Below are 26,649 nucleotides of genomic sequence, written 5' to 3' on the forward strand. Positions count from 1 at the left end.
TCTTCAGTATCAAGTTATTTTTCTAACTTTATTTAGGATCTGTTAATCATCGACTAGCAGCTTTACAGCACAACCCTTTAGCCTCCTTAGTCATCTTTTAGTCTAAGCATGCCAAAATGTGAGAAAACTATTTATACTCGTAATAAAAAGGGTAAAAATACCTTGAATTCTTTGAATTGCTGCCAAATTACTCTAAAAATAAGTAAAATATATAAAATAAAGGGTAATTCTACCTTAAATTTTACGAGGTGTCTATGCAAATAAAGAGAGGCTTTTATTTGAATAAGCTTGTTGAAAAAATGAATAATAGAAGAGTAAAAATCATTACAGGCATAAGAAGATGCGGCAAGTCCTACTTGCTTTTAAATCTATTTTATGAATATTTGTTATCTAAAAATATTCAAAAAGAGCAAATAATTACAATGACTCTGGAAGATATTGAATTTTTAGAATACAGAAATCCTATAAGGCTAAATGAATATATTAAGTCTAAAATTACTGATGAAAATAAGAATTACTATGTAATTATTGATGAAATTCAGTACTGTGAAACAATTAAGAATCCATATTTAGAAAATGGTAATTATGATGTTAGTTTTATAGATGTTATATTAAACTTAGTCAAAATGCCAAATGTAGATGTTTATATAACTGGAAGTAATTCAAAAATGCTTTCAACTGATGTGCTAACTCAATTTCGCGACAGAGGCGATGAAATAAGAGTAAATCCATTATCTTACAGTGAAATATATGACTTATTTGAAAACAAGCAACAAGCATTAGAGCACTATATGGTTTATGGTGGCTTGCCTGAAATATATGCCTATAGTTCTGATGAAGAAAAAAGCAAATACTTAAAAGATGTTTTTACGAAAACATATATTAAAGACATTTTAGAAAGACATAATATATACAATGAAAAGGAAGTGTTAGAAATACTATTAAACTTTATTTCTTCTTCAATTGGCTCACTAACAAATCCAACTAAGTTATCAAACAGATTTTTATCAACTAAGAATATCAAAATAGCTTCAAACACTATTTCAAACTATCTAGACTACTTTTGTGAATCGTTCATTATTTCAAAAGTCTATAGATATGACATAAAGGGCAGCTCTTATTTTCAAACACCATTAAAGTACTATTTTACTGATGTTGGATTAAGAAATGCTTGACTAAATTTCAAGCAAATTGATCCTTCACACCTTATGGAAAACATCATTTATAATGAATTAATTAAAAGAGGGTTCAATGTTGATGTTGGAGTTGTGGAAAATAGAATAAAAGAAAATAATGTATTTAAAAAAAAGCAATTAGAAATTGATTTTGTTATTAACAAAGCTCACCAAAGATACTATATCCAATCTGCCTTAAATATAGATACAAATGAAAAACAACAACAGGAAATAAGATCGCTTATTAATGTAAACGATTCATTTAAAAAGATTGTTATTGTTAAAGATAAAATCGTCCCAAGACATGACGAAAATGGAATTTTATACATTGGACTAGAACAGTTTTTATTAGATGAAAATATAGTAAATTCTTTAGTTTAATTACTTTTATATTCTAATGGAATCAAAAAGTAAAATGGCCAACTAACTTGCTTTTAGTTGGCTTTTTATTACTTAATAGCTTTGTTATTGATTATTTATTGCAACTAACTTTGCACATATTTTTCTGTTACGAAATTACTTTTGTGCCTGTTTTATAGTTTTTTCTGTCAAAATTAATGATGAGGATTTAATAGTAGTAAATAAATTATGTTTTATGGTTTTACACAATCTTATCTATGCTAATTAACAAGATTTTTTTGTAGCGAAAGATCTAATTTTTTAAGCCTAAAATTAAAAAAAATACTAACGCTTGAGAACAGGAAAAGTTAAAAAATTTAACAGATAGAATCATTGAAAAAAATACTCATTCACAGTCTTCGCGTGTTCTAACAATATCTCAACATCAGGGATTAATTGATCAAAATGATTTTTTCAACCATAGAGTTGCTAGCAAAAATTTAAAAAATTATTTGCTTATAAAAAATGATGATTTTGCATATAACAGAAGTATTTCTGGCGAAAAAATATTTGGTGTAATTAGAAAATTGGAAAATTACGAAAATGGCGTTATTTCCCCTGTTTATATAGCTTTTAGGCTAAAAAACAAACATGTAACTGATTCTGTTTTTCTACAATATTACTATTTAACAGATATATGACATAAGGAAGCCAAAAATATTGTTTTTAAAGGTGCAAGGCAATTATTAAATGTGTCAATAAACGATTTTTTTGACATGAAGCTAATCATTTCACCAAATTATTTAGAACAACATAGGATAGGCAGACTTTTATCTAACCTAGACTCCCTAATCGCCCTTCATCAGCGTAAGCTTTCTAGCTTAAAAAATCTTAAAAATAGACTGCTTGATAAGATGTTTTGTGATGAAAAATCTCAATTTCCAAGCATAAGATTCAAAGAATTTACTAACGCTTGAGAACAGGAAAAGTTAAAAAATTTAACAGATAGAATCATTGAAAAAAATACTCATTCACAGTCTTCGCGTGTTCTAACAATATCTCAACATCAGGGATTAATTGATCAAAATGATTTTTTCAACCATAGAGTTGCTAGCAAAAATTTAAAAAATTATTTGCTTATAAAAAATGATGATTTTGCATATAACAGAAGTATTTCTGGCGAAAAAATATTTGGTGTAATTAGAAAATTGGAAAATTACGAAAATGGCGTTATTTCCCCTGTTTATATAGCTTTTAGGCTAAAAAACAAACATGTAACTGATTCTGTTTTTCTACAATATTACTATTTAACAGATATATGACATAAGGAAGCCAAAAATATTGTTTTTAAAGGTGCAAGGCAATTATTAAATGTGTCAATAAACGATTTTTTTGACATGAAGCTAATCATTTCACCAAATTATTTAGAACAACATAGGATAGGCAGACTTTTATCTAACCTAGACTCCCTAATCGCCCTTCATCAGCGTAAGCTTTCTAGCTTAAAAAATCTTAAAAATAGACTGCTTGATAAGATGTTTTGTGATGAAAAATCTCAATTTCCAAGCATAAGATTCAAAGAATTTACTAACGCTTGAGAACAGTGGAAAGTAGGCGACTTAATAAAAAGTGCCAAGGTAAATATTTGCAGATCTGTTGTCAAATATGGGAAATATGAAGTCATTGAACAAGGAATTCAATCAGTCTTTGGCTACTCTAATAACACAAATGAAACGCCTTATTGGGATTATGAGCCAATAGTGTTGTTTGGAGATCACACACTCTCCATATACAAACCAAAATCTCCTTTTTTTATAGCATCAGACGGCGTTAAAGCATACTATTCATTAAGAACCAACGGATATTATTTATTCTATTCACTAGAGAGATATAAACCACTGTCTGATGGTTATAAAAGATATTCATCAACACTAAAATCATTAAATATGTGAATAACAGAAAATGATGTAGAACAATCCAAAATATCATCTCTTTTCACTCTTCTTGATTCCCTAATCACCCTTCATCAGCGTGGGTAAAAATGAAAGGGGAAAATGAAAAAAACAGATATTTTGCTGTACAAATATTTTCAAAATTGAATAAACGTTTACAAACGAGGTTCTATTAGAAAGGTTAGTTTCAAAAAATATGAACTAACTCTTGATTGAATAATAAAATTGGCACCAGACTTGAAAATTTGTGATCTTGATAGAGTAAGCTATCAACAAATTATAAATGACTATGCTGAATGTCATGAAAGGCAAACTACAATGGACTTTCATCATCATTTAAAAGGCTGTTTGCTTGATGCTTTTGATGAGGGGCTTTTAACTAAAGATCCAACAAGAAAGGTTGTAATAAAAGGCAAGGCTGCTAGGCCAAAAAAGATTAAATTTTTGAGCAATTTTGAGCTGCAACTTTTGCTCAAAGAGCTTAATTTACAGGACAAATTGAACTTTGACTGACTTATTTTCTTAATTGCTAAAACAGGGCTTAGATTTTCAGAGGCAGTTGCTCTTACTCCTGATGATTTTGACTTTACAAAGCAACTTTTAAACATTTCCAAAACTTGAAATTACAAGGAATTAGGCGGTTTTTTACCTACAAAGAATAAGTCTTCAGTTAGAAAAATTCAGCTAGACTGACAAACAATTTCTCGTTTTGCATCTTTAGTACAAGGGCTAGAAAAAAATAAACCAATTTTTGTTTTCAAAGAAAAGGTTTTTAATTCAACAATTAATGACATTTTAGCGCGTAGATGCAAAAAAGCTAAAATTCCAGTTATTAGCATTCATGGACTAAGACATACACATGCATCTATTTTGTTATATGCAGGTGTATCAATAGCATCAGTAGCTAAAAGACTAGGTCACTCAAGTATGAATACAACTGAGCGAATCTATTTACATATAATAAATGAACTAGAAAATAAAGATATTGATCTTGTCATGAGATCAATATCTGCACTTAATTAATAAAAAGTATAATTACCCACGTAATTGATGCTGCATTTGCAGCATTTTTATATAACTTTAAATTTGCTTTCTCTTTGCTCTAAAATAAAGTCTTTAATATATTTTTTAAATTGTCCCGGCTTAATGCTGTCTGCATTTGTAAGCTTTAATTTTTTAGCAATAATTATCTTAATGTCATTAGTAAGTTTTACATTGCATAAATTTCCTAATCTGCCATAGGCATTAACTGGTTCACTAGAATTAATTATTTCTTTTAACTTATCGGAATCAATATTCATTTCACTAGCAAAATTTTCAATGTTTTCGTTGTATTTTTTCTGAATTTTGGCAACAACACAACTTTTAAAATCAAATTCATTGAATGAATCATAGTTTTGTAATACTTCGTTGATGCATTCTCTAGCTAATTCTTGGTGTTCTTTAGGATACTTATGAATATACTTTTTGTTTATTTCTTCTCAAGAATTTTGCACACTTGCATCAGTTTCATTATTAGCTTGATTATGGTAGCTACTTTTAATCTTTAAAAGTAGTGTATTTAGATATTCTTTATCGATAGTGATATTAATTGATGAATTATCTACATCAGCTAGTTCAAAAATTAAAGACTTTTCGTCTTCATTTTCGACTGTAATCTTAAATTTAGAAAAATCGATGTCCTTTATTCTGGCATAAATTAGTTCATATTGATCTTTTGTTAAGTTAATTGAATCTTTATTTTCCTCTCAGTCAAAACCTAAAATCTGTGCTGATGTTAGATTTTTTCTAATTTTTTGGAAATTAGATAAAAATGTTTTAAACTCATACAAAACATCTTGATCATTCTCATCTATTTCATTTACATCAGGTACTGATTCAAAGTTGCTAAAGCCTCATTTATTAAATACATTTTGTATTTTGCCAAAAGATTCATTTATTTTAGAATAAAAGTTTTCAAGACTCTTAGGCAAGGCCATTCCAGGATCAATATCAACATATTCAGTTAAGGCTTCATGCATATTTCATCTCATTTTGCCAGGCTGTCTAAAAAATACAACATTGCCATAAGGTTTAGTGACTGGATTATAGTTTCTGTTAGTTCTAGAAATAGCTTGAATTAAGTGTTCAAAGTTCATTGTTTTATCAAAATAAACTGTGTTTATGTATTTTGAATCATAGCCAGTTAGTAACTGCTCAACAACAATTAATATGTCTAGTTTAAATTCTTTATTTAAATTATTGTGATTGTATTTTCTTGATAATCTATTTTGAATATCGACTTTAAAATTAGCGTGACTATTGTCAAGATTATTTTCATCAAATTTTGTGCCAAAATCTTGATTATACCTAGCAATTATTTGCTTAGTTTTTTCAGATTTTATTAGCCCTTTTGAATAATTATCAGCATTTTCCGAGACATATGTGGAAGGATCAAAAAGAGCAGTAAATTTGACCATTTGGCCTGTTTCACTGGTTTTTTGGATAAATATTTCATAGTACTCAATTGCATCTTGAATCTTGCTTGTTGCAAAAATAGCTGAGAAGTTATTATCAAGATTCTTTCTTTTTCAGTCTTTTAAGATTTCCGTTACAACTTGCTCTTTATAGTCTCTACTATTTTTAATTTTGTTATAAAGATTTTCTTCATAATTTAGCAACTCTTCATCTTTAACATTGATTAAATTCTTAAGACTATTAAGCTTAATTTCTGCATTTGCAGGGTTAAAAGCTGAATCATTTTCGTCGCTATCTATTGTGTTAATTGCAGGAAGTAATACTTTATCAATAAATTTGTAGTCACAACTAAAGCCTAAAACTTTTTTATCTTCAATGCCGTTTTTCATTGTGTACTTATGCAAAAGTGGGCCAAAATTACTTTCAGTAGTTAGCCCATATTTTGCATTTTTTTCAAAAATTGGTGTACCAGTAAAACCGAAAACAACTGCATTTGGATTATTTTCAATGATGTCCTTATACATTTCGCCATTTGTTGATCTGTGCGCTTCATCAAAAATAAACACAACTCTTTTTTTAGTTATTTCTTCTAGTTGCTTAGCATATGAATCTTTATCAATGTTAGACTGTTTTTGAATAGTCGTAATAACCAATTTATGTTTCATTGATTCAGTAGCAGTTGATAATTTTTTTACTAAATCATATGTATCATCAGCTTCAGAAACTTCAATTTTTCCTGAAGAATTAAAGTTCTTAAAAGCATTTTTAGTTTGAGTTCCTAATTCAATTCTATCAACAACAAAAACTACAATATCAGCTTGATTTCATTCTAATAATAATGTTGCTAATTTAAAACTAGTTAATGTTTTCCCTGAGCCGGTTGTATGTCAAACATAGCCACCTTTTAAGCTTCTTTTGCTTCCAGTGTCTTTATAAACTTTATTGGTAAAAAATTTCTCTTGTATTTTTTCTACAGCATGAATTTGATAGCTTCTTAAAACCTTTAAAGTATTATCAGCAGCATCTGCAATTGTAAAATCAGCTATCATTCTGTGCGCTCTAGGGATTCTAAAAACCTTATCAATGATCTCTTTTCAATCATTAATTAACTTATTATTTTCATCAGTTCATTTTAAGAATTTTTCTGGAACAATTTGCTCAAAATCATTTGCTCTAGGCATATACATCATTTCATTAGGCTTCATTGCAGCAGTAATTTGTATTAGCTTAAAAATGCCTCTTTTATAAAGGCCCAACTTAGTGTAATTCTTAATTTGTGTAATGGCTCTAATTAGCTCTTCACCCCTGTTTTTAAGCTCAATATGAATTAATGGCATACCATTAATAAGCAACATTACATCGCCTCTTCTTTGTTTTGAATCTTCTAATACATCAGTTTTAACTTGCCTTGCAATTTGATAAATGCTTTCGCCTGCATTTATGTCTCTTCTTTTAAAAATTTTAAGTTGAATTTCTTTATTAAGCTTTTCTAAATCTAATTTATTAGTTCTAATAATGCCAATATATTCGCCATTTATAAGTGTGTTTATGTCAACAGGATTTTGACAATTTTGCACTTTCTGAATAATCTGTTGCATTTCTTCATCAGATAATTCAATGCCATTAAGAACGTCTTTATTGTTCTCAAATAATATGTTTTTTCAGTTTTCAATTAAGTCATCTTCAGTTACATTATCTAAGATAACATTGTACTTTTTAGAGCCACTAAATTTATCAGGAAAACCTTTTCAACCGCACTCTTGTAAACATTGAACAACTGCATCTTCAAAATCTTTTTCACTATTAAATTGCATATTTCTCCTATACAAACATTTTCTCTAGCAATGTGTTTTTGATATTTTTAAGACTGTTAAGCTTACGCTGATGAAGGGTGATTAGGGAGTCTAAAATATCTATGGTTTTTATTATTTTGATTTGCTCACTAACAATTGGGAACGAAAATTTGGTATTTAAAAAGTCAATTTTTGTAAACATAGGATAAGTGCTCTCAAAACCATAAAATTTTTTACCTACTTTAGTAATAAAGAAATACAAGAATTTATTCAACAATGTATCAGTTGTTTTTGACTCAATGATATGGTTTTGTGATGAAATAAATGTGCCATTTACATATTTTACGTTAGGATTTCTTGCTCTTCCTATAGTTATGACTTCCCCTGTGTTTATTAAATTTGCTATCTCTTTGCTATATTTACATTTTCAGTTATTGTTATCTGACGACGGCAAAAGAAAAACTTCTCCGAAATATTGATTTAGTTCTCATAGTTTTTGCGCACTAATTTGTGGAAATCTATTTAAAATAGTTAAATTTCCCAACTTTTCCTGTTCTCAAGCGTTAGTAAATTCCTTGAATCTTATACTTGGAAATTGAGATTTTTCATCACAAAACATCTTATCAAGCAGTCTATTTTTAAGATTTTTTAAGCTAGAATGCTTACGCTGATGAAGGGTGATTAGGGAGTCTAGGCTAGAAAATAGCTTAGCAATTTTGTTTTGTTCCTGTAAAACAGGCAGATTCAACAAATTATCTTCAAATTGCTTCAAATTGAGAGTATCTCTAACGGACTTATTAGAATTGTTGGCAACAATTTTATTGAAACATTCGCTTTTAAATCATAAATAAATAAAATCGGGGTTACTATTAGCAGAAACCTTAAAAACTTCATAAATTGGACTAACTAAGCCATTTATAGTGTTTTTAAACAATGCGATAGACCCTACATTGATTCTTGAAGGATTATAGGCAAATGTGTCAAAAGAAATAATTAATGAATTTTTCTTGTCCGCATAAACGGCCTTGCCACCTTCATCAAAAAATTCTTTTTGATCCACAAATCCTTCTTTATTAGACACTGAATAGCTAATTAAGGTTAAATTTTTGTCATTTTTTTGCCTATAAGGCAATAAAATACCCCTTGCTTTCCACTGTTCTCAAGCGTTAGTAAATTCTTTAAATCTGATTCGCGGAACTAATAATTTTTCACTCATAACTCTACTTACCGCCTATTATCTTGATAAATTCATTAATGGCTTTCATATCACTTTCTTCACCTTTAAGATCTTTTAGCAAGCTGACTAATTCACGTTCATTGTCTACTATTTGATTATTAATATCTTCGAAAGTGTCACTATATTTTTCAGATAAAACTTCTATTTTTGAAACAAAATCATCCACAACGCTTATTCCTGCTTTATTAATTTGTTCAATGATTGGAACAATTCATTTTTCAATCAAAAGTTCATAAAATTCATTGCTATTAAGACTCATATACTTCTTATATGATTCTTCTACTAAAAAGTTGGCTAAGCTTTTTATATCACTTTTAGCAGCTTCCATTTTTCTATTAAGTATGCAAATATTAAGAAGCTTATACTCTAAGCTTTCAGAATCTAAAGAATTAATTTCTTTTGCAAAATCCTTGTAGATCTTTTTAATGTTTTGGCATTTTCATTTATTTTCTTTAAAATTATATATCTCATCACTTTTATCTTCTTCTCCAATTGACTTTCCTAATTCTTTAAACTCACTATTAAGATTTTTTATTTCTTCATCTTTATCTTTTGCTTGTCAATACCGGTCACTAAAGAATTTTTCCTGTAGTCACTCTATATCAAAAATGTCTGATTTATACTTTCTTAGGAGATTTCTACTTCCTTCCCCTGTGTTTTTTTCAATTTCACCTTTTAGTATCTCTTGCAAGACAATACTCTTATCTTCATGATCTTGATAATACTTACTAATAAGTTCAATATCATCCTTAATTACATCAAAATTATTAACAAAAATTTGGTAAATATCATATGCGTTTACTAATGGAATGCTGTCCATATTTTCGAAAATATAGTCGCTTAAAACTGTTTCTAATTGCGCTAAATCAACGTGTTCAATTTGTTCAACTGATTTAACAAAATTTTTAAAAAACTTTAAAAATTTCTCGCCTTTTTTGTCAAAGCTCTTTTTGTATTCAGTAACGCTTCACTCACCATTTATAGTAGAGTTAATGTCTTCATTAGGAATTTTTAGCTCATAATAATTGTTGCTATTTAATTTAAATAATTTGTCTTTTAAGCCTGTAAATAAGTCGAAAAACTTATCAAGCTTTGCTAATTCATCCCTACTTATGCCCCCATGCATTAGTGAGTAAAGATCATATTTTTCTTGCTTTTTAAAATTGTCAATATACCTGGAAATATTAAGATTGTAATCGTTTTGAACAATTTCATCAAGCGATACACGACGTGAAAAGTTTTCTATTTCAATCCTATTATTTACCACATCAGCAATCTTTTTAACATGAGACTTAGAGAATTTATTTTTTTTGTCTCCTTTAACATAAAGTTTTGAAGCATCAACAAATAAAATATCTTTTTCGCTTCTGCGTTTTTTAAGAATCATAATTATTGTTGGAATTTCAGTGCTATAAAACATATTGATAGGAAGGCCAATAATTGTATCTATTTGTTGTTTTTGGATTAGATTCTTACGTATTTGTCCTTCAGAATTTCCCCTGAATAAAACACCGTGAGGCAAGACTATTGCCATAATACCATCAGGTTGAACATGATAAAGATCATGAAGCAGAAAAGCATAATCTGCTTTACTTTCTGGAGCTATTCCATACTCAACATATCTAGGATCTAAGCTATGTTCTTTAGAATTTCACTTTTGAGAATATGGAGGATTAGATACAACTGCATCAACCGATAAGTGTTTGTATGAACTAAAGTCATTATTTTCAAACATTGGTCAATCTTGTTCTAAAGTATCACCATTCCGTGCATGAATTTCAGTTGGGCTAATGTTTTTCATTATTAGATTCATTCTAGTTAAGTTAAAAACTTCAGTTTTTAACTCTTGTGCATAGTAGCTAACAGGACTATCACCGTTATTGTATTTTTTAAACTCGTGACCAATAGTTATAAGCAATGAACCAGAGCCACTAGTTGGGTCATAAACTTTGATTACTTCTCTATCCTTTAAATGATATGCAACAATTTTAGACATTAATTCTGAAACTTCATGCGGAGTGTAAAACTCTCCAGCTTTTTTGCCAGCAGATGAAGCAAAACGAGCAATAAGATATTCATAAATATAACCTAGAACATCATAGTCTTGGTTAGTCGAAGGAATGTCATTAATAATGTCTAGCAAGCTAGAAATCACTTCGGTTTGCTTATTTGTATCTGAACCTAGCTTACTTAAGTCTCTTTCAAACTTTACAAGTAAGTCCTTAAATAATGATTTATATGCATCATTAACACTATTGTTAAAGTTATTAAAAGCCAGTTGAAACTTTTGGATATTAAATTCATTTTTGTTTTCAAGTCATGATGAAAACAAATTTGAATAGTCTATAAAATAGCCATTTTCGTCAATGCATTCTTTTTTTGCATCCTTGAATATTTCATAGTCGCCTTCTAAATTATTACCAGTATAAAAAGCACTAAAATTAGGTATATTGTCTAAATATTTACTATCAAGATATTTAAGCTGATCTTTTGTGATTCAGTTCTTGATTAAATAATCAGTTTGTTTTTCGCATAAAAATTTGTAGAACACAAGACCCAAAACATAATCTTTATATTCATGTGGCTCTAACTTTGCTCTTAACTTATCAGCAGCATCTCAGATCTTAGAACCTAATTTTTCTTTAGTTATTTTATTGCCCATATAATATCCTTTTACTATTAAAATTGTTTAATTAAATGCTTAAAAATATGTTGTAGTTAATTAGATTAATTAAATTATATTAATTAAGTTATAAACATGCAAAATAAGGTTTAAAACATGGTTTTATTTTTAAAAAATATTTTTGGCTTAGCATTCAAAATATGATTCAGAAAATAGAAAAAAATAAACACAGCTAAAATATGAAATGCTTTTTCATAGTTTTGCAATATTTTTTTAATCTTATTTGTCTCGTATCAAAATTGTTTATATAAAATTCTGCTGTAAATTGAGCAACTAAAAATTGCTTAAATTTTATATTCAAATTGTAAAGGACTAACAAAATGAAAAGAAAATTAATTTTAATAGGGGGGGGGCTTGCTTTTGCTAGTTCTTTCTCAATGATAGCAGCATCATGTGATGGCAAAACAAAAGAAGCTGAAAAGGAAATTAAAGAGCCAGTTAAAAAAGAAACTGAACAACATAAAACTGAATCAGCATTAAATGAAGCGCCAAAGAAAGAAACTGCTAAAAAAATAGAAACAACTGATGACGTTTCATTAAAAGCTTCATCAGAAAAAATAACAATGTCTGATTCTAATTCTGCTTTATCAACGTCTGCTAATAATGTTACAGCGCTGACAAATACTAAGGATTCGAATGATGATCTAGAAGCTGTTAGAGCATCAAATTATATATATGATGTTTGAGCACGTGATATTTATAAATACCAACCAACTGAGAAAACTCCAGTAGCAAAAGATCCTAACAAAGAACAAGAAGAAAAAGCAGAAAAATCTGCAAAATTAAATTTAGTAAGCAGAGACAATAAAACACTTGAAGAAAATCAAAAGGGCAACACTTTAGTGACTGATTGACTCAAGAATACAACTGGTAAAGGATATGGAGTTGGTCGTGTAGGTCGTCAACCAGTTACTTCTTATACAAACTAAAAGATTCTTTTACTAATTACTTATTCTGATACTTGCTATTATGTGAAAACTCAACTTTTGACTTTAACAACCAAATTTAATTTAAATCCATTACTTATAAAGCTTTTCTTTTGCTAAGAGAAGTTTTATTTTTTATTTAAACATTATTTATTTTATGCTTAAAATGATGTATGAAAAGTTTTCAGTTCCTATTTATTTTTTTATTTTATATTAGGGTTGAATTACATTTTTTTAAGGTAATATATTTCTTATTTTAATTTGTAAAGGACTAACATATGAAAAGAAAATTAATGTTAATAGGGGGGGGGCTTAGTTTTTGCTAGTTCTTTCCCAATGATAGCCGCATCATGTGATGGCAAAACAAAAGAAGTTGAAAAGGAAATTAAAGAGCCAGTTAAAAAGGAAGATTCTAAAAAAGTAGCTGAACAACCGAAATTAGAAACTACTGAAAATGATAAAACCAATAAAGAAAACATGGCTAACTCTATGCCTGCTGAAACAACAAACAATTTAGGATCAACAGCACCAGCTAATGAAACAGCAAAAAGAACAGACACAACAGAATCTGACTTAGAAGGTGTAAGAGCATCAACATACATCTATGATGTTTGAGCTAGAGACATTTACAAATATGAACCTAAAACAAAAGATGACAAGAGTTCAAAAAGTGATTTAGATGCAGTGAAGGCATCAAATTACATTTATGATGTTTGGGCAAGAGATATTTTTAAATATGAACCTACTAAAAAACCTGCTAAGTAGAGGTTTTAACAATGAATAAGCGAAAGAAATGAAGAAGTGTTCATCTATAAAGATAGAAATATTTATTACCTCTCCAAATAAAAAGCTATCTGGCTTAATCTAGTTTCTTTCAAATAATGGATAAACTAAGCTTTGTGCTTGGTTTTTTAATTCTATAAAACAGCTTTTTTGGTCAATTTATGCATCATATAAGCTAATTAACTTGCTCATAAATACTTTTCTCGGTAATGACAAAATCCAGACTTTGATCAATGTCATCAATTTCAATTTTTTCAACTTTTTGTTCATCAAAACATATGCCAACTTTTAAATAGTTACCAGGATTCTCATTAAAAAAACGATCATAAAATCCTTTACCCATACCTATTCTATTTAAGTGTTTATCAAAAGCAACTAATGGTGTAAAAATACAATCAATTTTATTTATTTCACAAATAATATCTGATGTTGATTCCTTGATATTAAATACATTAGATTGATAATTGCTAGTGTTATCGACCCTAGTCATAACCATTTTATTTTCTCCTATGACTTTTGGAACATAAACACTAATATTATTACTTAAGCATCAATCAATTATATGATATGTATCAACTTCATATTTTGTTGATAAATAAATACAGATTTGCTTGAACCTGTATTTATTTATAAAATCTATAACATTATTGCTAATAATCAAATTAGCATTTGACTTGTAACCAAGAGATAACAGCCTGCGTTTATCTATCATTAGTTTTCTTAGTTCTTTTTTATTCATAGCTTGTTTTATTTTCTAAATCTTTTAACTAAGAAATAAGTCATAGTTGATAATGCAGCAACTCCAGATGCTGCAGCAACTGAAATTCCAGCAATTAGTCCCGCTTTATTTCCGTTGCCCTTGTTTTTATCTACTGCATCAGGAGTAAAACTATTTTCAGGTATTAAAATCATAATATTATTGTTATCATAATTAAATTTAGGACTATTGCTATTTGTATTTGGAGTTGGAATTGGTTTTCTGTCAGGCACTGGTTTTGGTTCTAAATTCGGCTTAGGTTGTGGCTCTGGCTTATTTATAGGCTTAGATGGCTTATTAATTTCTTTTTTTGAGATATTATTTATAAAATCTTGCAAGTACTCTAAGTCATATAAATTTTTGGCACCTGTTTCAATATTTTCATCGAATAGATAATCTGGCTTTATGCCAAATTCAGTTGTTTCAAAGTTTTTGTTGGTAAATACAGTGTTGCTACTAAGCTGAATAATATCACCAGTTGGTAAAATATAATATCCAATAGCAGATGAACCACCAAAAGTGTCATAGCCAATAATTTTTCCTAAATTATTGTCCCTAACTAGTTGTGGAAAAATATTACCCGCACTAAATGCAAATGGTGCTGTTAGCACAAAATAATTAAAGTCATATTTTGGTTTCTTGGATTTGATGGTTTCAATTTTCTTTTCGCCTGATAAAGGATTATAAGTTCAAACATTAAATGGTTGGTCTGTTAAAAAACCCATAATTTCAAAAGCAGAACCAATGTAGCCTCCACCATTAAGAGTTACATTGAAAATAATGTTTTTAACTCCTTTATTTTTTGCTTCTTTAAGTGAATTTTCAATATGTTTGGCACTATTTTCATCAAAAATTTTGAATGAAATAACTGAAGTTTGGCCATCAGGTGTATATACATTAGAATACTCAATATTGTCTTTAAAGTAAAGCTGTCCTAGTTTTTCTCCCAATTTAAGTCTATCAGAGACTCTTTTATTCATTGGAATTGGATGCTTTATAACATCAGGGCTTTTAGAGTAATAGCCATCCATAATATATGCTGAATGAAAATCATCTAAATCATTAACAATTTTTCTCGTTGATAAATAATGAATATCACTATTGGTATGCGTAATTTGATTTTTGTATTCCTCAACAAAACCTTTGTATGAATCGTTTGACTCAGGTTTAACACCATAGTAATAATCAAGCAAGAATGAAAAATACTTAGTTTGAAACTCTTTTAATCCTTGAGGTATGTTATTATCATTATTTTTTGCTGACTGTTTTAAGTAAACAGGCCCTAAACCTTGTATTGATTCAGCAAATCTAAATAGATTAAGAACTTCACCATTGAAATAAGTTTGAACATTAGATTCATTTAATAAAATTTGGTTTAGTAATATTTGGGGTAGATACAAATCATTTTTATCTTTTAGAATATCGATCTCATATTTTTTAAGATCATATTCAAATGATTCAGTTTGATTTTTATATTTTCTATCTAAGAATTGAATATCTAATTTTTCTTCCCCACGCTCATAATTTCTTAGTATTTCTGTAAAAAATTTGTAATTAGAAACAAATATCTTTTGCTTTGTGTAATCAACTGTTAATGTTAATGGATTTGTGCTATTTATAGCTGTTTTATAGGTTAATACAGCTTTATCACCATTAAAGCTAAAGTTTATATTTTCATTTTTAACTATCTTTGAAATACTTTTCAAAAACTCTTGAATTCCAACATATGCTACATCATTATGTAGGTACATTTTGACTTTAGCATTTTTAGGCTCACGATTTAATTCTTTTGCTAATGGTATTAAATCAAACTCTTTTAATTTTGAACTTATACTTGTATCACTATTACTATTGCTAGTTGTTGACATTGAAATAAGAGGAGCAATAGTGCAAGAAGTTATGAATAAACTTTTTAGTTTCTTAATTTTCATATTTACTATTACTCCTTTATTAATTTATCTTTATTGCTTTCATTAACTATCTTTTGAATATAATTAAGATCGAAAAGCTTATCAAAATCATATTCATTATTTTTCTTTTCAAATTCTATATCTGGCTTTACACCTAATTCATAAGAATTAAAGTCAAAATCACTTAGTGCATAATTTCCACTTCTTCTGATGATGGTGCCTGTTGGCAATACACTAACTCTAACTTCTGAAGCCCCTCCAGCTGATTGATACCCAATTATTTTAGCTAAGTTATTATTTTTTGAAACAGATGCAAACATATTTCCAGCTGAATAATTTATTGGTGAGGTTAATATAAAGTATTTAAAGTTAAATTCTTTATTATCAACTTTAGACTTTATATTGGTTATTACTTTGTCCTTACTTAATGGATAATATTTATTATATTTATAGCTATCCTTTGCTAAATATCCTAAAATTTCTCAGGTAGCTTGAACCGAACCACCACGATTTAATGTTAAGTCAAAAACAATATTTTTAGCGCCTTTGTTTTTAGCTTCTAATAATTGTTTTTTAATTCCATCAGTTAAAAAACGAGTAAAAATGTCAATTTTTATTATTGCAGTTTGCTTATCAGAAGTGTATCTTATATCTTTTTCGTTTAAGTTGTGCTGGCTTTCAAGGTTTAATAATTTGCGTTCATATTCTTTGAATCTTTTTCTTCTTTCTTTTAATTCTCTAGTATTTGGCTCTTTTATTTTATTTTCCAAATCACTTACATATTGATGTCCTCAAAGAAGAATTTTTGTATGGATATCATCTAAGTCATAAATTAGTGAATTAAGCGCTTCAAAATACTTTACATTATCCTCACTTAAAATATTTTCTTTATAGTTTTCCAAAAATTGCTTATATGAATTGCTATTTTTGGATCTAATTGGATAAAAATTATCTAACAAGAATAGTAAATAATTAAACTCAAAATGTCTATAATTAAGTGGAATAGGTGAATTCTTGGCGTTTGAAAGCAGTTTTTTCTTATCGTCATTAACTTTATTATCATGAACTTGATTAAATTCAAAAATATATACTTTATCTCCATTAAAATAAAGTTGATTTTCTGACTCACCTAATATTAGTTGATTAAGCATTACAAATGGAAGATAAATTTTGCCATTTTTGTTGAGTATATCAATCTTATATTTTTGCAAATCTATCTTGAATTCATTAAATTTATTATTAGTATCCTCATAAAATTCTAATTTGTCTTCAGGCTCATATGGTTTAACCGATTCGAAGAAATCAAAACCAGAAACCGTTATTTGTTGTTTGGCATGGTCAAACTTTATATAACTTTTTAATGTAATATTTTCTTTTTCATTATTTGGCGAAATATACTGTTTTATAGAGTTTAAAGTAAAAATTTCATCTGTTTTATCAACTTCAAACGATCTCTTCAGTTTATATAATTTGCCATTATATAAAATGTCTTTAGTGTCTAAATTATCATTTAGTGCTAAAACATCTTTAGATAACTCAACAAACTGATCTAAGTCAATATAGTCAATATCATTGTATTCAACAAACTTAACACTTTGGTTTTCTATGTTTAATGGTACCAATGTTTCTAATTTATGATCTTTTTCGACAAAATTAGAATTTGTTATTTTTTCAAATTTTAAAAATATTTTTGTATCTTTTTTGGGTTTAAAATTATCAGGCAAATCCTTGGTAAATTTACTGTCTAAAAAATATCCAGCTAATCTATAGCCTGATTTAGCAAATTCGGATAAAGCAAAGGGTTTAAACTCCTTGCCTTCAATGTATTTTTGACTTTTAATGGTGTTTTCATTCTCGATGTAACAAACATTTATTATTTTTTGAATTTTAGCAATCGGAACTACATTTGGTGCTGACTTATCATTTTTACCTTTGCCAGATGTTTCGGATGAACCATTTTTATTATTTGCATTAGGATCAGTATGTGGACTAACACTTGGATTTGATGGATTAACAATAATTGGTGAATCATTACTATTTTTTGAATTGGAGTTTATGCAACTAATTGATAATACTGGAACTACTGGAGTTGTTAATATCAATAAAAAGGGCTTCTTAGTCATTTAATCCCCTTGGAAAAATAATAATAAGTATGAACAAAACACACTAATTACTAATAATTATACAATTTGTAACAATTCAGACTAATATGTAAAAAATATGCCATTATTAAAAAGTGTGGAAACATTACTACATTTATAGAAATTTTTCTTGTTTACTAATTTTCTAAACTGAAACTTAAAATGCTTATAATTATTTATAAATATATTTTAATATGGCTTAAAAATAAACATACATTTTGTGCATTTTTGCACAATTATTGTATTTTTATATAAATGGAGACTTATATGATTAAAGTTAGAACTAGATATGCGCCTAGCCCAACTGGATATCTACACATTGGTGGTGCAAGAACTGCCCTTTTTTGCTATCTTTTTGCAAAACACTATAATGGCTCATTTGTTTTTAGATTAGAAGATACTGATGTAAAAAGAAATGTTGCTGATGGCGAAAGAAGTCAGTTAGAAAACTTAAAATGATTAGGAATTATTCCAGATGAAAGTCCACTAAACCCTAAGGAAAAATATGGCAAATATAGACAAAGTGAAAAATTAGACAGATATAGAGAAATTGCTAATGAACTTGTGCAAAAAGGCCTTGCCTACAAAGCTTATGACACTTCTGAAGAATTAGAAATGCAGCGCTCTGAAGCTGAAAAAAAGGGGATTGCGTCATTTAGATATGACAAAAACTGACTTAAAATTAACGATGAAGAAAAGCAAAAACGAGACAAAGCTGGTGAATACTCAATAAGATTTAGTATGCCTAAAGATGTTGTTTATGAATGAGATGACATTGTAAGGGGCGAAATTAGCTTTGATTCTAATGATATTGGTGACTGAGTTATTCAAAAATCTGATGGCTATCCTACATATAATTTTGCGGTAGTTGTTGATGATTTTGATATGGAAATTACTCACGTACTAAGAGGCGAAGAACATATTACTAACACTCCTAGACAGCTTTCAATTTACAAAGCACTTGGATGAAAGGCTCCTGAATTTGGGCACCTTACAGTTATAACCAATATGGAAGGTAAAAAACTTTCAAAAAGGGATACTTCATTAAAACAATTTATTGAAGATTATAAAAATGATGGCTATGATCCTCATGCTATTTTTAACTTCTTATCACTTTTAGGCTGAACTAGTGCTGATAATTCTGAAGTAATGACTCATGATGAAATTATTGCTAAATTTGACCCTTCAAGATTAAGCAAGTCACCTTCAAAATTTGACATCAAAAAAATGCAATGATTCTCAAAACAATATATTAAAAATATGGATAATGAATCAATTATTAAGCAGCTAAATTTAAATAATGATGAGTGAACCAATTTATTTGTTGACACTTTTAAACAAAGCGTCTTTGCACTTAAGCAATTATTAGTTGAAAAAGAAAACTATGATAAGCCTTCAGAAACTGCTCCAAGTCTAACTCAAGCTGATCTAGAAGTTGTGCATGCTTTTAAAAATGAGTTTCAAAATAAAGATTTTACAATTAGCCAAATTCAAGAAGCAATTGACCAAGTAGCCTTTAAAACAGGCAAAAAAGGCAAAAATTTGTTTATGCCTATTAGACTAGCAACAACCTACATTGAACATGGCCCTGAGTTAGCTAAATCAATTTATTTATTTGGCAAAGACATAATTTTAAAAAGACTTTCACAATGAAATTAATATTTACTTCATTAGTCAAGCAACCAAATACTGAAAATGTAAAGATTGAAACTGAAATTGATGCTGAATGCGAAATTTATAAAAATCCTGATGGAGTAGAAACAAAAGCATACACTTTTAAAGAACTTGATACAAATGTCTCTACTAGGATTGAATTTACTGACTCTAGCTTAAATATTTTTAGAGATGCAGTTACACTAGTGTTTAAACTTAATAAAAAAACATATGACTCTTCAATCTATAATGAAAATAATCAATTAATTCCACTCATCTCAGTTCTCGACGAAATAGATTTTGAAAAAAACAAAGCCGCTTATAGACTGCTTATACAAGATGCAAATGATAATGAAATTTTATTATCTAACTGTTTTATAGAGCTAAGAGAAAAATTAAACTAAATCAAGAATTAAAAATCAAGCAATTGTTTGCTTGATTTTTTTACTTTTTGGAATGATTATTTAGCTTGTTCAGCAGCTGCTCTTTCAGCTCTTCTTTTGTCACGTGCTTGTTCTAATTGTAATTTGTGTAATCTTTTTTCAGCACGTAATTTATTCTTGACTCTAACAATTTTACGCATGCGTGTGACCCCTTTTAATATGGTGATTTATCTATTTTACCATAATGCTTTAGTTTGCATAATATTTTATGCTTATTTTATGCCAAAATATGCTTTAATTTCATCGACTTTGTCTAAGTTTTCTCAAGGAAATATTACATCTTTACGTCCGAAATGACCAAAGCAAGCTGTATTTTTATAAATAGGTTTTCTTAGTCCTAATTCATGAATTATAGCTCTTGGTCTTAAATCAAAAATAGCATTTATAGCATCAATGATTGATTCATTTGATACTTTGTTAGTTCCAAATGTATCAACAAAAATTGAAACAGGTTCAGCAACACCAATAGCATATGACACTTGTATTTCAAGCTTATCAGCGACTTTAGCAGCGACTAAATTTTTAGCTATTCAACGACATGCATATGCAGCAGAACGGTCAACTTTTGTAGCGTCCTTGCCACTAAAAGCCCCACCTCCATGATGAGCAGTTCCACCATATGTGTCAACGATTATTTTTCTGCCAGTTAAGCCAGCATCGCCTACAATCCCACCAATTACAAATCTGCCAGTTGGATTTATTAAAATTTTACTTGGCATATTCATATTATATTCATCCATTATTGGATAAATTATTTTTTCTTTAATGGTTGTTTTAAAGACGTTTTCGTCAAAATTTTCATCATGTTGACATGAAAACAAAACAGTGTCTACTTTAACTTTTTCTTCAGAAAAATCTAAGGTTACTTGACTTTTCATATCGCTTTTAGCATGCTTAAATTCGTCTGATTTAATTAATTCACTAGCCTTTTGCACAATTCTGTGTGCTAAAGTTATAGCAAGAGGCATATATTCTGGAGTTTCATTTGTTGCGTAACCAAACATAATTCCTTGATCGCCTGCACCAATTTCATCGTCATCTAAAAGCACACCTTGTGCAATATCATCACTTTGTTTTTTAATATTTAATATAACTTCAGGTACATTGATTTGGTAGTCTTTATCAATATTAAAAATCGTTTTAAGTGCAACATCTTTTATATCTACAGTGGCATTAGATGCTACTTCGCCTGTTATATAAATTTGATTGCCAGAAGCAACAGTTTCTATTGCTAATCTTGAGTAAGGATCTTGTTTGATAAATTCATCAATTACAGCGTCGCTAATTTGGTCACAAATCTTATCAGGATGACCTAAACCAACTGATTCACTAGTAAATAATACTTTTCTTTTAATGCTCATAAAATAAAACTCCCACCTATTTATTTATGCAAATAGGTCGGGAGAAAATTTATCATAAAGCATGTTAGATAATATATCTCTTGCTGTCCACCTTACAATAATACGCAGGTTGGCTTGCATCATAGCTAGCAAAGCTCCGCAACTCTATATGCTATTTGTTGTAAAAATTATTTTATCTTAAAATGTAAAATGGCAAAGCGAATTACACAATTAATTTGCACTGGTAGCAAATTCGTCTTTTTTAGATTTTTTATCTCTTTTGAAAAAATGTTTCATTGATTCTTTGTAATTTGCTCAAAATTCTGAACGAGTGGTGTAAGCCTTAATTTTGCCGTCTTCCTTGACAATGTGCAATTTGTCAAAAAGAGCTCAAAGGGCAACGAATAATACTGTTAATACAATACCTAAGAAAATGAAAAGCAAGATGTGAGTTGGTCAAGCCATTACTTTACCAAACTTTTCATATAAATCATTATTTTCATTAAGACCTAAGTATCAATAATTTGATTTTCAGCTTGGATCTTTTGCATATGTATCAAGTGCAAAATTTAACCCAAACATTACTAAACAAAGCACAACAAAGAATGTAATTGTTTCAACAGTTGTTTTAAATGTGTATTCAAATTTAGAAATCGCAAATAAAATAAATGGAACAATAAATGAATAAACATGAAGTAGTAAATAATCTCAGAATCAGAAGTTATCAGCACCTGAATATTCACCCATTGATGGCACAAATAGAGCAGAAATTGCACCAAAAACGCTTAAGAATCCAAAGTATTTAATTAAATCAGGCCTATTGATAATCATTGCCACAGACAAGAAAATAACCATAAGCCTACAAAAATGAAGAGGCAATACTTCAAATTTAAATCCATAATCAGTATATATAACAATTCCTATTCTTGCTAATATTCCTAATAATGACAATACCCCAAAAACCCTTCAAAACAGCACTTTTGGCATAAACATTATTTTTGTAGTTCTTGCATAGTCTTCTTTAATTACACGTCTAAATAAGCTTATTAATAATGAAGCTACTAATGTTGCTGCTACAAAAGATCAATAAATTGATTGCGACAAAAGAGCACCATGGTTATTTTTAAATGCCAAAGTGCCTTCAATATATTTTTCGCTAAAAAGTCTAGGAACTAGAAAATTGTTAATTGCTTTCATATATTTCCCAATTATATATTAAAATCCACCAGAGCCAAAACCTAATTTATTAAGCTCAGAGAAGTCTCCACTCTTTACTCTTTTAGCCATTTCAGTCATGTTTTTTGACATCTGGTCAAAGTCGTTTAAGAGCTTGTTATACTCTTGTGCGCTTCTGCCTGAGCCTTCCATAATTCTTTTTTTTCTAGAAGCTTGCTTGAGCAATTTAGGATTTTTTCTTTCTTTAAGTGTCATTGAGCTAATTAATATTTCATAAACTGCTAATTTTCTTTCTGCTTCTTCAATTTTTTCAGGATTAATTTTGTTAGCTAAACCGGGAATCATTTTTAAAATTTTGCTCATTTTCCCAAGTTTTTTGATTTGCATTAAATTGTTCATTAAATCGTCAATTGTAAAATTGCCGCGTAACAATTTAGCTACCATATTATTAGCCATTGATGGGTCAATAACTTCTTCAGCTTTTTCAATTAAGCTCATAACGTCGCCCATGCCTAAAATCCTATCAGCCATTCTGTCAGGATAAAATAGATCTAAATTGCTAATTTTTTCACCAGTACCAATAAATCTTATTGGCAATGATAAAACTTTGGAAAGACTAAGTGCAGCGCCTCCACGTGCATCAGAATCAAGCTTTGTTATAACTGAGCCAGTTAATTTTAATCTGTCATTAAAAGCACTTGCAACATTAATAATATCTTGACCACTAAGAGCATCAGCTACAAAAAAGATCTCTTGTGGCTCACTAATGTTTTTTAATTCTCATAATTCATTCATTAAAGGTTCGTCAATACTCAAACGACCTGCTGTATCAATGATAATAAGATCGTTTTTATTTTCTTTTGCAAAAACTAAGGCATCTTTAACTATTTCTTGTGCAGAAAAATTAGTACCTTTTTCAAAATAATCAACTTGTATGCCTTTAGCCAGTGTCACTAATTGTTGCACAGCAGCAGGACGGTAAATATCAGCAGCAACTAAAAGAGGTTTTTCAATTTGGTTCTTCTTCTTTAGAAAATAAGCAATTTTGGCGCAAGCTGTGGTTTTACCACTACCTTGCAGCCCTGTCATCATGATAATGTATGGCTTTTTTGTAATTTCAATTGGTCTAACTTCTTTGCCTAAAATATCAACTAGCTCATTGTGTACAATTTTGATCATTGTTTGTTCAGCATTAAGTGTGCCAACTAAATTAGCACTAAGTGCTTTTTCTTTAACATTAGCCACAAAGTCTTTAACAACCTTTAAGTTAACGTCAGCTTCTAGCAAGGCCATTTTGATATCTCTAGTTACACCTAAAATATCTTCTTCACTAACAACAGTTTTGCTAGCCATTTTTTTAATAGATTTTTGTATTCTGTTTTCTAAAAAATTAAGCATATTTACCTCTTTTTTTCTTTTAGCTCTACTTATTCATGACTGAAATTGTATATAAATTACCGCATGGTATAAAACCTATTCTATGATAAATTCTTCCGGCAGCAGGATTATGGTAAAAAAGCATTGCAGTCTTTTTTTCATCATTAATAATATGATTTGTTAAAGCAACAACAGTTTTAGTAGCATATCCTTTGTTTCTATATTCATTTAAACAATAAACTCCGCCTATTAAAACTGAATCATTTGTTTTAATAGCGACTAATGCATTAGCAACTACCATGTTGTCTTTTTTAATAATAAAAGGATCCAAAATGCCTTTTTTATAGGAGTTTTGGTAACTTTCCAATTCTTTTTGATAACTTGAAGTTAGTAACTTAAATTCATCAATTTGCATTCTAGATTCAACAATTTGCTCTAAATCATCATACTCAGCCCTTTTTACTTCTGATAAATCTAGATCATTAATACTTTTATGACAGTATGCTAATTCTTGATGATTTACTTCATAGACTTTGCTATTTTTTTCAAAATAAGCAGCATAATGGCTGAAGATTTTGTCACTAATATTAATTGTTTTAATGTTGTGCTCTTTAACTAATTTCTCTAAATGCTCAATCGTTATTAAATTAAAAGGATCGTAAATTAAAAGTGTTTCATAGTAAATTAAAATTACACAATTAACCTTATTATTTTCATCTTTATTAACAAACACAGGCATGAATTCAGCATCAAGCCCAAATGCTTGAATATCACCAATAAAAAAGAAGTTAAGCAACTTGTCATTATTTAAAAAACTAAAAATATCATCTAAATCTTTAGCTACTGCTTTTTGTAATTTAAACATACTTCTCCTCTTTTATTAGAAAAACAAAATATTCCTTATAAAGGAAAAAATTAAATAAAAAGAATCATAAATTTATTTATCAGCTAATTCAGTAATAAGTAAGTCTCTTAAATTTTTTAACTCTTCTAAAGTTAATGTAATGCCCTTGCTTGAACGAGAGTGATCATTATTTCAGTCTCTAATATCGTATTTAGCTTCTCCACCATTTCATGAAATAAGATTTAACTCTTTTTTGTAGCCACCAACTGTAGTTGAAATCTCACCAACATAACGAACAATTTCATTAGAAATTTGAGGTTTTTTGTAAGCCATATAATCTCCTATATATGAGTATTAGTTTCTAATATTTTTTATCTTAATATTAATATTATACTTAATAATAAGACTCTTTTGTTTTTAATAATTTGCTTTGCTTATATTTAGAGTGTATTAAAAACAGCCGCTTTTACTAAAATGGCTGTTTTATAGTATCATAAGCTAATTATAGTCAATTAATTTACTATTAGGACGATACATCCTGCCTTCTTTGGCCTCATTCTTTCCATTTAATAAAACTGCATCAGCTGAGAAGAAGCACTCAAACTTAAACATAGCTTGACCTACTCCATAAGAATCAACTGGAGCTTTTGCTTCTTCAAATTTTCTAATTTTTTCTGCACTAAAGCCAGATGAAACAATGATTTTAACATCCTTAGCACCTACTTCATCTAAAGATTTTCTTAGCCTTTTAATCATCTCAATGTTAACGCCATAATATTCTTTATTATCAGGCTCATTGTCAAACATTTTATCTTTCATATTCTTTGAAGTATCCACTCTTACACCATAAAGGCGATTGCCTAATTCTTTAAATGATTCTAGTGACTGCTCAATTACATTATTGTGATAATCAACTAGTGAAATAATTTGATCTTCAGGTCAAGTTTTTGCATATGCAGCCATTGCTTTAGCAGTATTACCAGCAAAGTTTTGAATCAAAATATGTGGCACTGAACCAAAAGATGAGTGCGAAGGATTAACATTTTGAGCATCCGTTGACATTGCACTTACACCAGCTATTGAAACAGCCTTGCCGTCAATTACTTGCATCAAATAATGATCAGCTCTGTCACCCATAAATATAATTTCCTTGCCATTAGCGGCTTTAACACACTCATATGCATTAGTTGCTATTGATGTGCTTCTTGTTAAAATTCCATCAATAATGCCTTCATAAATGCCAAAATCTTGGTAGTGACCTGTTAATTCTAGTGCTACCTCAAATTTATTCATTACTGAGCCATCTTTAAGATATCTAATCTTATATTTTGATGTATCTGTGTGCTTTTCTAAAAACTCTAATGCTTCTTCCATCCCAGCTAGCAGCGCATTGTCTCTTCTTTGAAAAAACTGCAATGTTATTATGTTATCTGGGTTTTCTGTTTTTAATATTTCATTAGTTTTATGGAAGTATGCAGAAATATATTTATTTATGTCCATAGCTATTGTTAATCCTTATCTTAATATTTAGTCTTGAATATAATTATATATTATCTGTTAATTAAACTATAAGTTGACTATAACAATGAAACAGCTTTATAAGTTCTCTAGTGCTTTTTGTTTCCTAAATTAATTTCATATTAGTGCTCATAGTAAGACTAAA

Annotated in this window: 19 protein-coding genes and 1 pseudogene; 7 read left to right on the forward strand and 13 right to left on the reverse strand. The window is 28.8% G+C overall.

Annotated elements, in window-relative coordinates; translation table 4 throughout:
* Positions 1-254 precede the first annotated feature (254 nt).
* The 3 genes from MAGA_RS03150 (at position 255) to MAGA_RS03160 (ending at position 4,489) form a co-directional block, all read left to right on the forward strand.
* The gene (locus MAGA_RS03150) at positions 255-1,556 is read left to right on the forward strand and encodes an ATP-binding protein (protein WP_013022186.1); all 1,302 of its coding nucleotides are present in this window, start codon (positions 255-257) and stop codon (positions 1,554-1,556) included.
* A gap of 470 nt (positions 1,557-2,026) precedes the next feature.
* Complete coding sequence (locus MAGA_RS04370) at positions 2,027-3,553, forward strand: restriction endonuclease subunit S (protein WP_013022187.1); 1,527 nt, start codon at positions 2,027-2,029, stop codon at positions 3,551-3,553.
* A gap of 15 nt (positions 3,554-3,568) precedes the next feature.
* Entirely contained in the window at positions 3,569-4,489 is a 921-nt protein-coding gene (locus tag MAGA_RS03160) for a site-specific integrase (RefSeq protein ID WP_013022188.1), read from the forward strand.
* A 47-nt stretch (positions 4,490-4,536) separates the two neighbouring features.
* Here MAGA_RS03160 and MAGA_RS03165 read toward each other — a convergent pair whose 3' ends face one another.
* The 3 genes from MAGA_RS03165 to MAGA_RS03175 are packed head-to-tail and all read right to left on the reverse strand — an operon-like array spanning position 4,537 to position 11,615.
* The gene (locus MAGA_RS03165; RefSeq protein WP_013022189.1) at positions 4,537-7,737 is read right to left on the reverse strand and encodes an HsdR family type I site-specific deoxyribonuclease; all 3,201 of its coding nucleotides are present in this window, start codon (positions 7,735-7,737) and stop codon (positions 4,537-4,539) included.
* Between the two features lie 7 nt (positions 7,738-7,744).
* Entirely contained in the window at positions 7,745-8,932 is a 1,188-nt protein-coding gene (locus tag MAGA_RS03170; protein ID WP_013022190.1) for a restriction endonuclease subunit S, read from the reverse strand.
* Positions 8,933-8,936: 4 nt separating this feature from the next.
* Positions 8,937-11,615 (reverse strand): type I restriction-modification system subunit M, encoded by a 2,679-nt coding sequence (locus tag MAGA_RS03175; RefSeq protein WP_013022191.1) that lies wholly within the window; start codon positions 11,613-11,615, stop codon positions 8,937-8,939.
* 341 nt (positions 11,616-11,956) lie between these two features.
* On the opposite strand from MAGA_RS03175, the gene MAGA_RS03180 reads away from it, so the two are divergent.
* Both MAGA_RS03180 and MAGA_RS03185 read left to right on the forward strand, forming a co-directional pair.
* A complete protein-coding gene (locus MAGA_RS03180; RefSeq protein ID WP_013022192.1) occupies positions 11,957-12,565 on the forward strand; it encodes a hypothetical protein in 609 nt (202 codons plus the stop codon).
* Between the two features lie 275 nt (positions 12,566-12,840).
* A pseudogene (locus MAGA_RS03185) lies at positions 12,841-13,315 on the forward strand (variable surface lipoprotein); the annotation flags it as partial.
* A gap of 205 nt (positions 13,316-13,520) precedes the next feature.
* On the opposite strand, the gene MAGA_RS03190 reads toward MAGA_RS03185, so the two are convergent.
* From MAGA_RS03190 to MAGA_RS03200, 3 genes are read right to left on the reverse strand one after another with little or no spacing between them, the layout of a single operon-like run.
* A complete protein-coding gene (locus MAGA_RS03190; protein WP_013022194.1) occupies positions 13,521-14,084 on the reverse strand; it encodes a 5-formyltetrahydrofolate cyclo-ligase in 564 nt (187 codons plus the stop codon).
* Positions 14,085-14,092: 8 nt separating this feature from the next.
* The gene (locus MAGA_RS03195; RefSeq protein WP_013022195.1) at positions 14,093-16,033 is read right to left on the reverse strand and encodes a S41 family peptidase; all 1,941 of its coding nucleotides are present in this window, start codon (positions 16,031-16,033) and stop codon (positions 14,093-14,095) included.
* A gap of 8 nt (positions 16,034-16,041) precedes the next feature.
* Positions 16,042-18,135, reverse strand: coding sequence for a S41 family peptidase (locus tag MAGA_RS03200; RefSeq protein WP_013022196.1), 2,094 nt, complete (start codon positions 18,133-18,135; stop codon positions 16,042-16,044).
* A gap of 285 nt (positions 18,136-18,420) precedes the next feature.
* On the opposite strand from MAGA_RS03200, the gene gltX reads away from it, so the two are divergent.
* Complete coding sequence (gltX, locus tag MAGA_RS03205) at positions 18,421-19,812, forward strand: glutamate--tRNA ligase (RefSeq protein ID WP_013022197.1); 1,392 nt, start codon at positions 18,421-18,423, stop codon at positions 19,810-19,812.
* A complete protein-coding gene (locus tag MAGA_RS03210) occupies positions 19,803-20,210 on the forward strand; it encodes a hypothetical protein (protein WP_013022198.1) in 408 nt (135 codons plus the stop codon). Before gltX ends, MAGA_RS03210 begins: the two co-directional genes overlap by 10 nt.
* Before the next feature lie 56 nt (positions 20,211-20,266).
* Here the strand turns inward: MAGA_RS03210 and MAGA_RS04890 are convergent, their stop codons facing one another.
* From MAGA_RS04890 to MAGA_RS03245, 7 genes are all read right to left on the reverse strand, one after another.
* Positions 20,267-20,389 (reverse strand): hypothetical protein, encoded by a 123-nt coding sequence (locus MAGA_RS04890; protein ID WP_013456350.1) that lies wholly within the window; start codon positions 20,387-20,389, stop codon positions 20,267-20,269.
* Between the two features lie 72 nt (positions 20,390-20,461).
* The gene (gene metK, locus MAGA_RS03220; RefSeq protein WP_013022199.1) at positions 20,462-21,610 is read right to left on the reverse strand and encodes a methionine adenosyltransferase; all 1,149 of its coding nucleotides are present in this window, start codon (positions 21,608-21,610) and stop codon (positions 20,462-20,464) included.
* A gap of 210 nt (positions 21,611-21,820) precedes the next feature.
* Positions 21,821-22,786, reverse strand: coding sequence for a YwaF family protein (locus MAGA_RS03225; RefSeq protein ID WP_013022200.1), 966 nt, complete (start codon positions 22,784-22,786; stop codon positions 21,821-21,823).
* Positions 22,787-22,804: 18 nt separating this feature from the next.
* Positions 22,805-24,163, reverse strand: a complete 1,359-nt coding sequence (ffh, locus tag MAGA_RS03230) for a signal recognition particle protein (RefSeq protein ID WP_013022201.1) — start codon at positions 24,161-24,163, stop codon at positions 22,805-22,807.
* A gap of 25 nt (positions 24,164-24,188) precedes the next feature.
* Positions 24,189-25,007 carry a GNAT family N-acetyltransferase gene (locus MAGA_RS03235; protein ID WP_013022202.1) on the reverse strand — a complete coding sequence of 273 codons (819 nt, stop codon included), beginning with the start codon at positions 25,005-25,007 and terminating at the stop codon, positions 24,189-24,191.
* 72 nt (positions 25,008-25,079) lie between these two features.
* On the reverse strand, positions 25,080-25,319 hold the full coding sequence (locus tag MAGA_RS03240) for a YdbC family protein (RefSeq protein ID WP_013022203.1): 240 nt from the start codon (positions 25,317-25,319) through the stop codon (positions 25,080-25,082).
* Positions 25,320-25,484: 165 nt separating this feature from the next.
* Positions 25,485-26,486 (reverse strand): nicotinate phosphoribosyltransferase, encoded by a 1,002-nt coding sequence (locus tag MAGA_RS03245; protein WP_013022204.1) that lies wholly within the window; start codon positions 26,484-26,486, stop codon positions 25,485-25,487.
* Between the last annotated feature and the right edge of the window lie 163 nt (positions 26,487-26,649).

The organism is Mycoplasmopsis agalactiae (assembly GCF_000089865.1).
Lineage (GTDB): Bacteria > Bacillota_I > Bacilli_A > Mycoplasmatales > Metamycoplasmataceae > Mycoplasmopsis > Mycoplasmopsis agalactiae_B.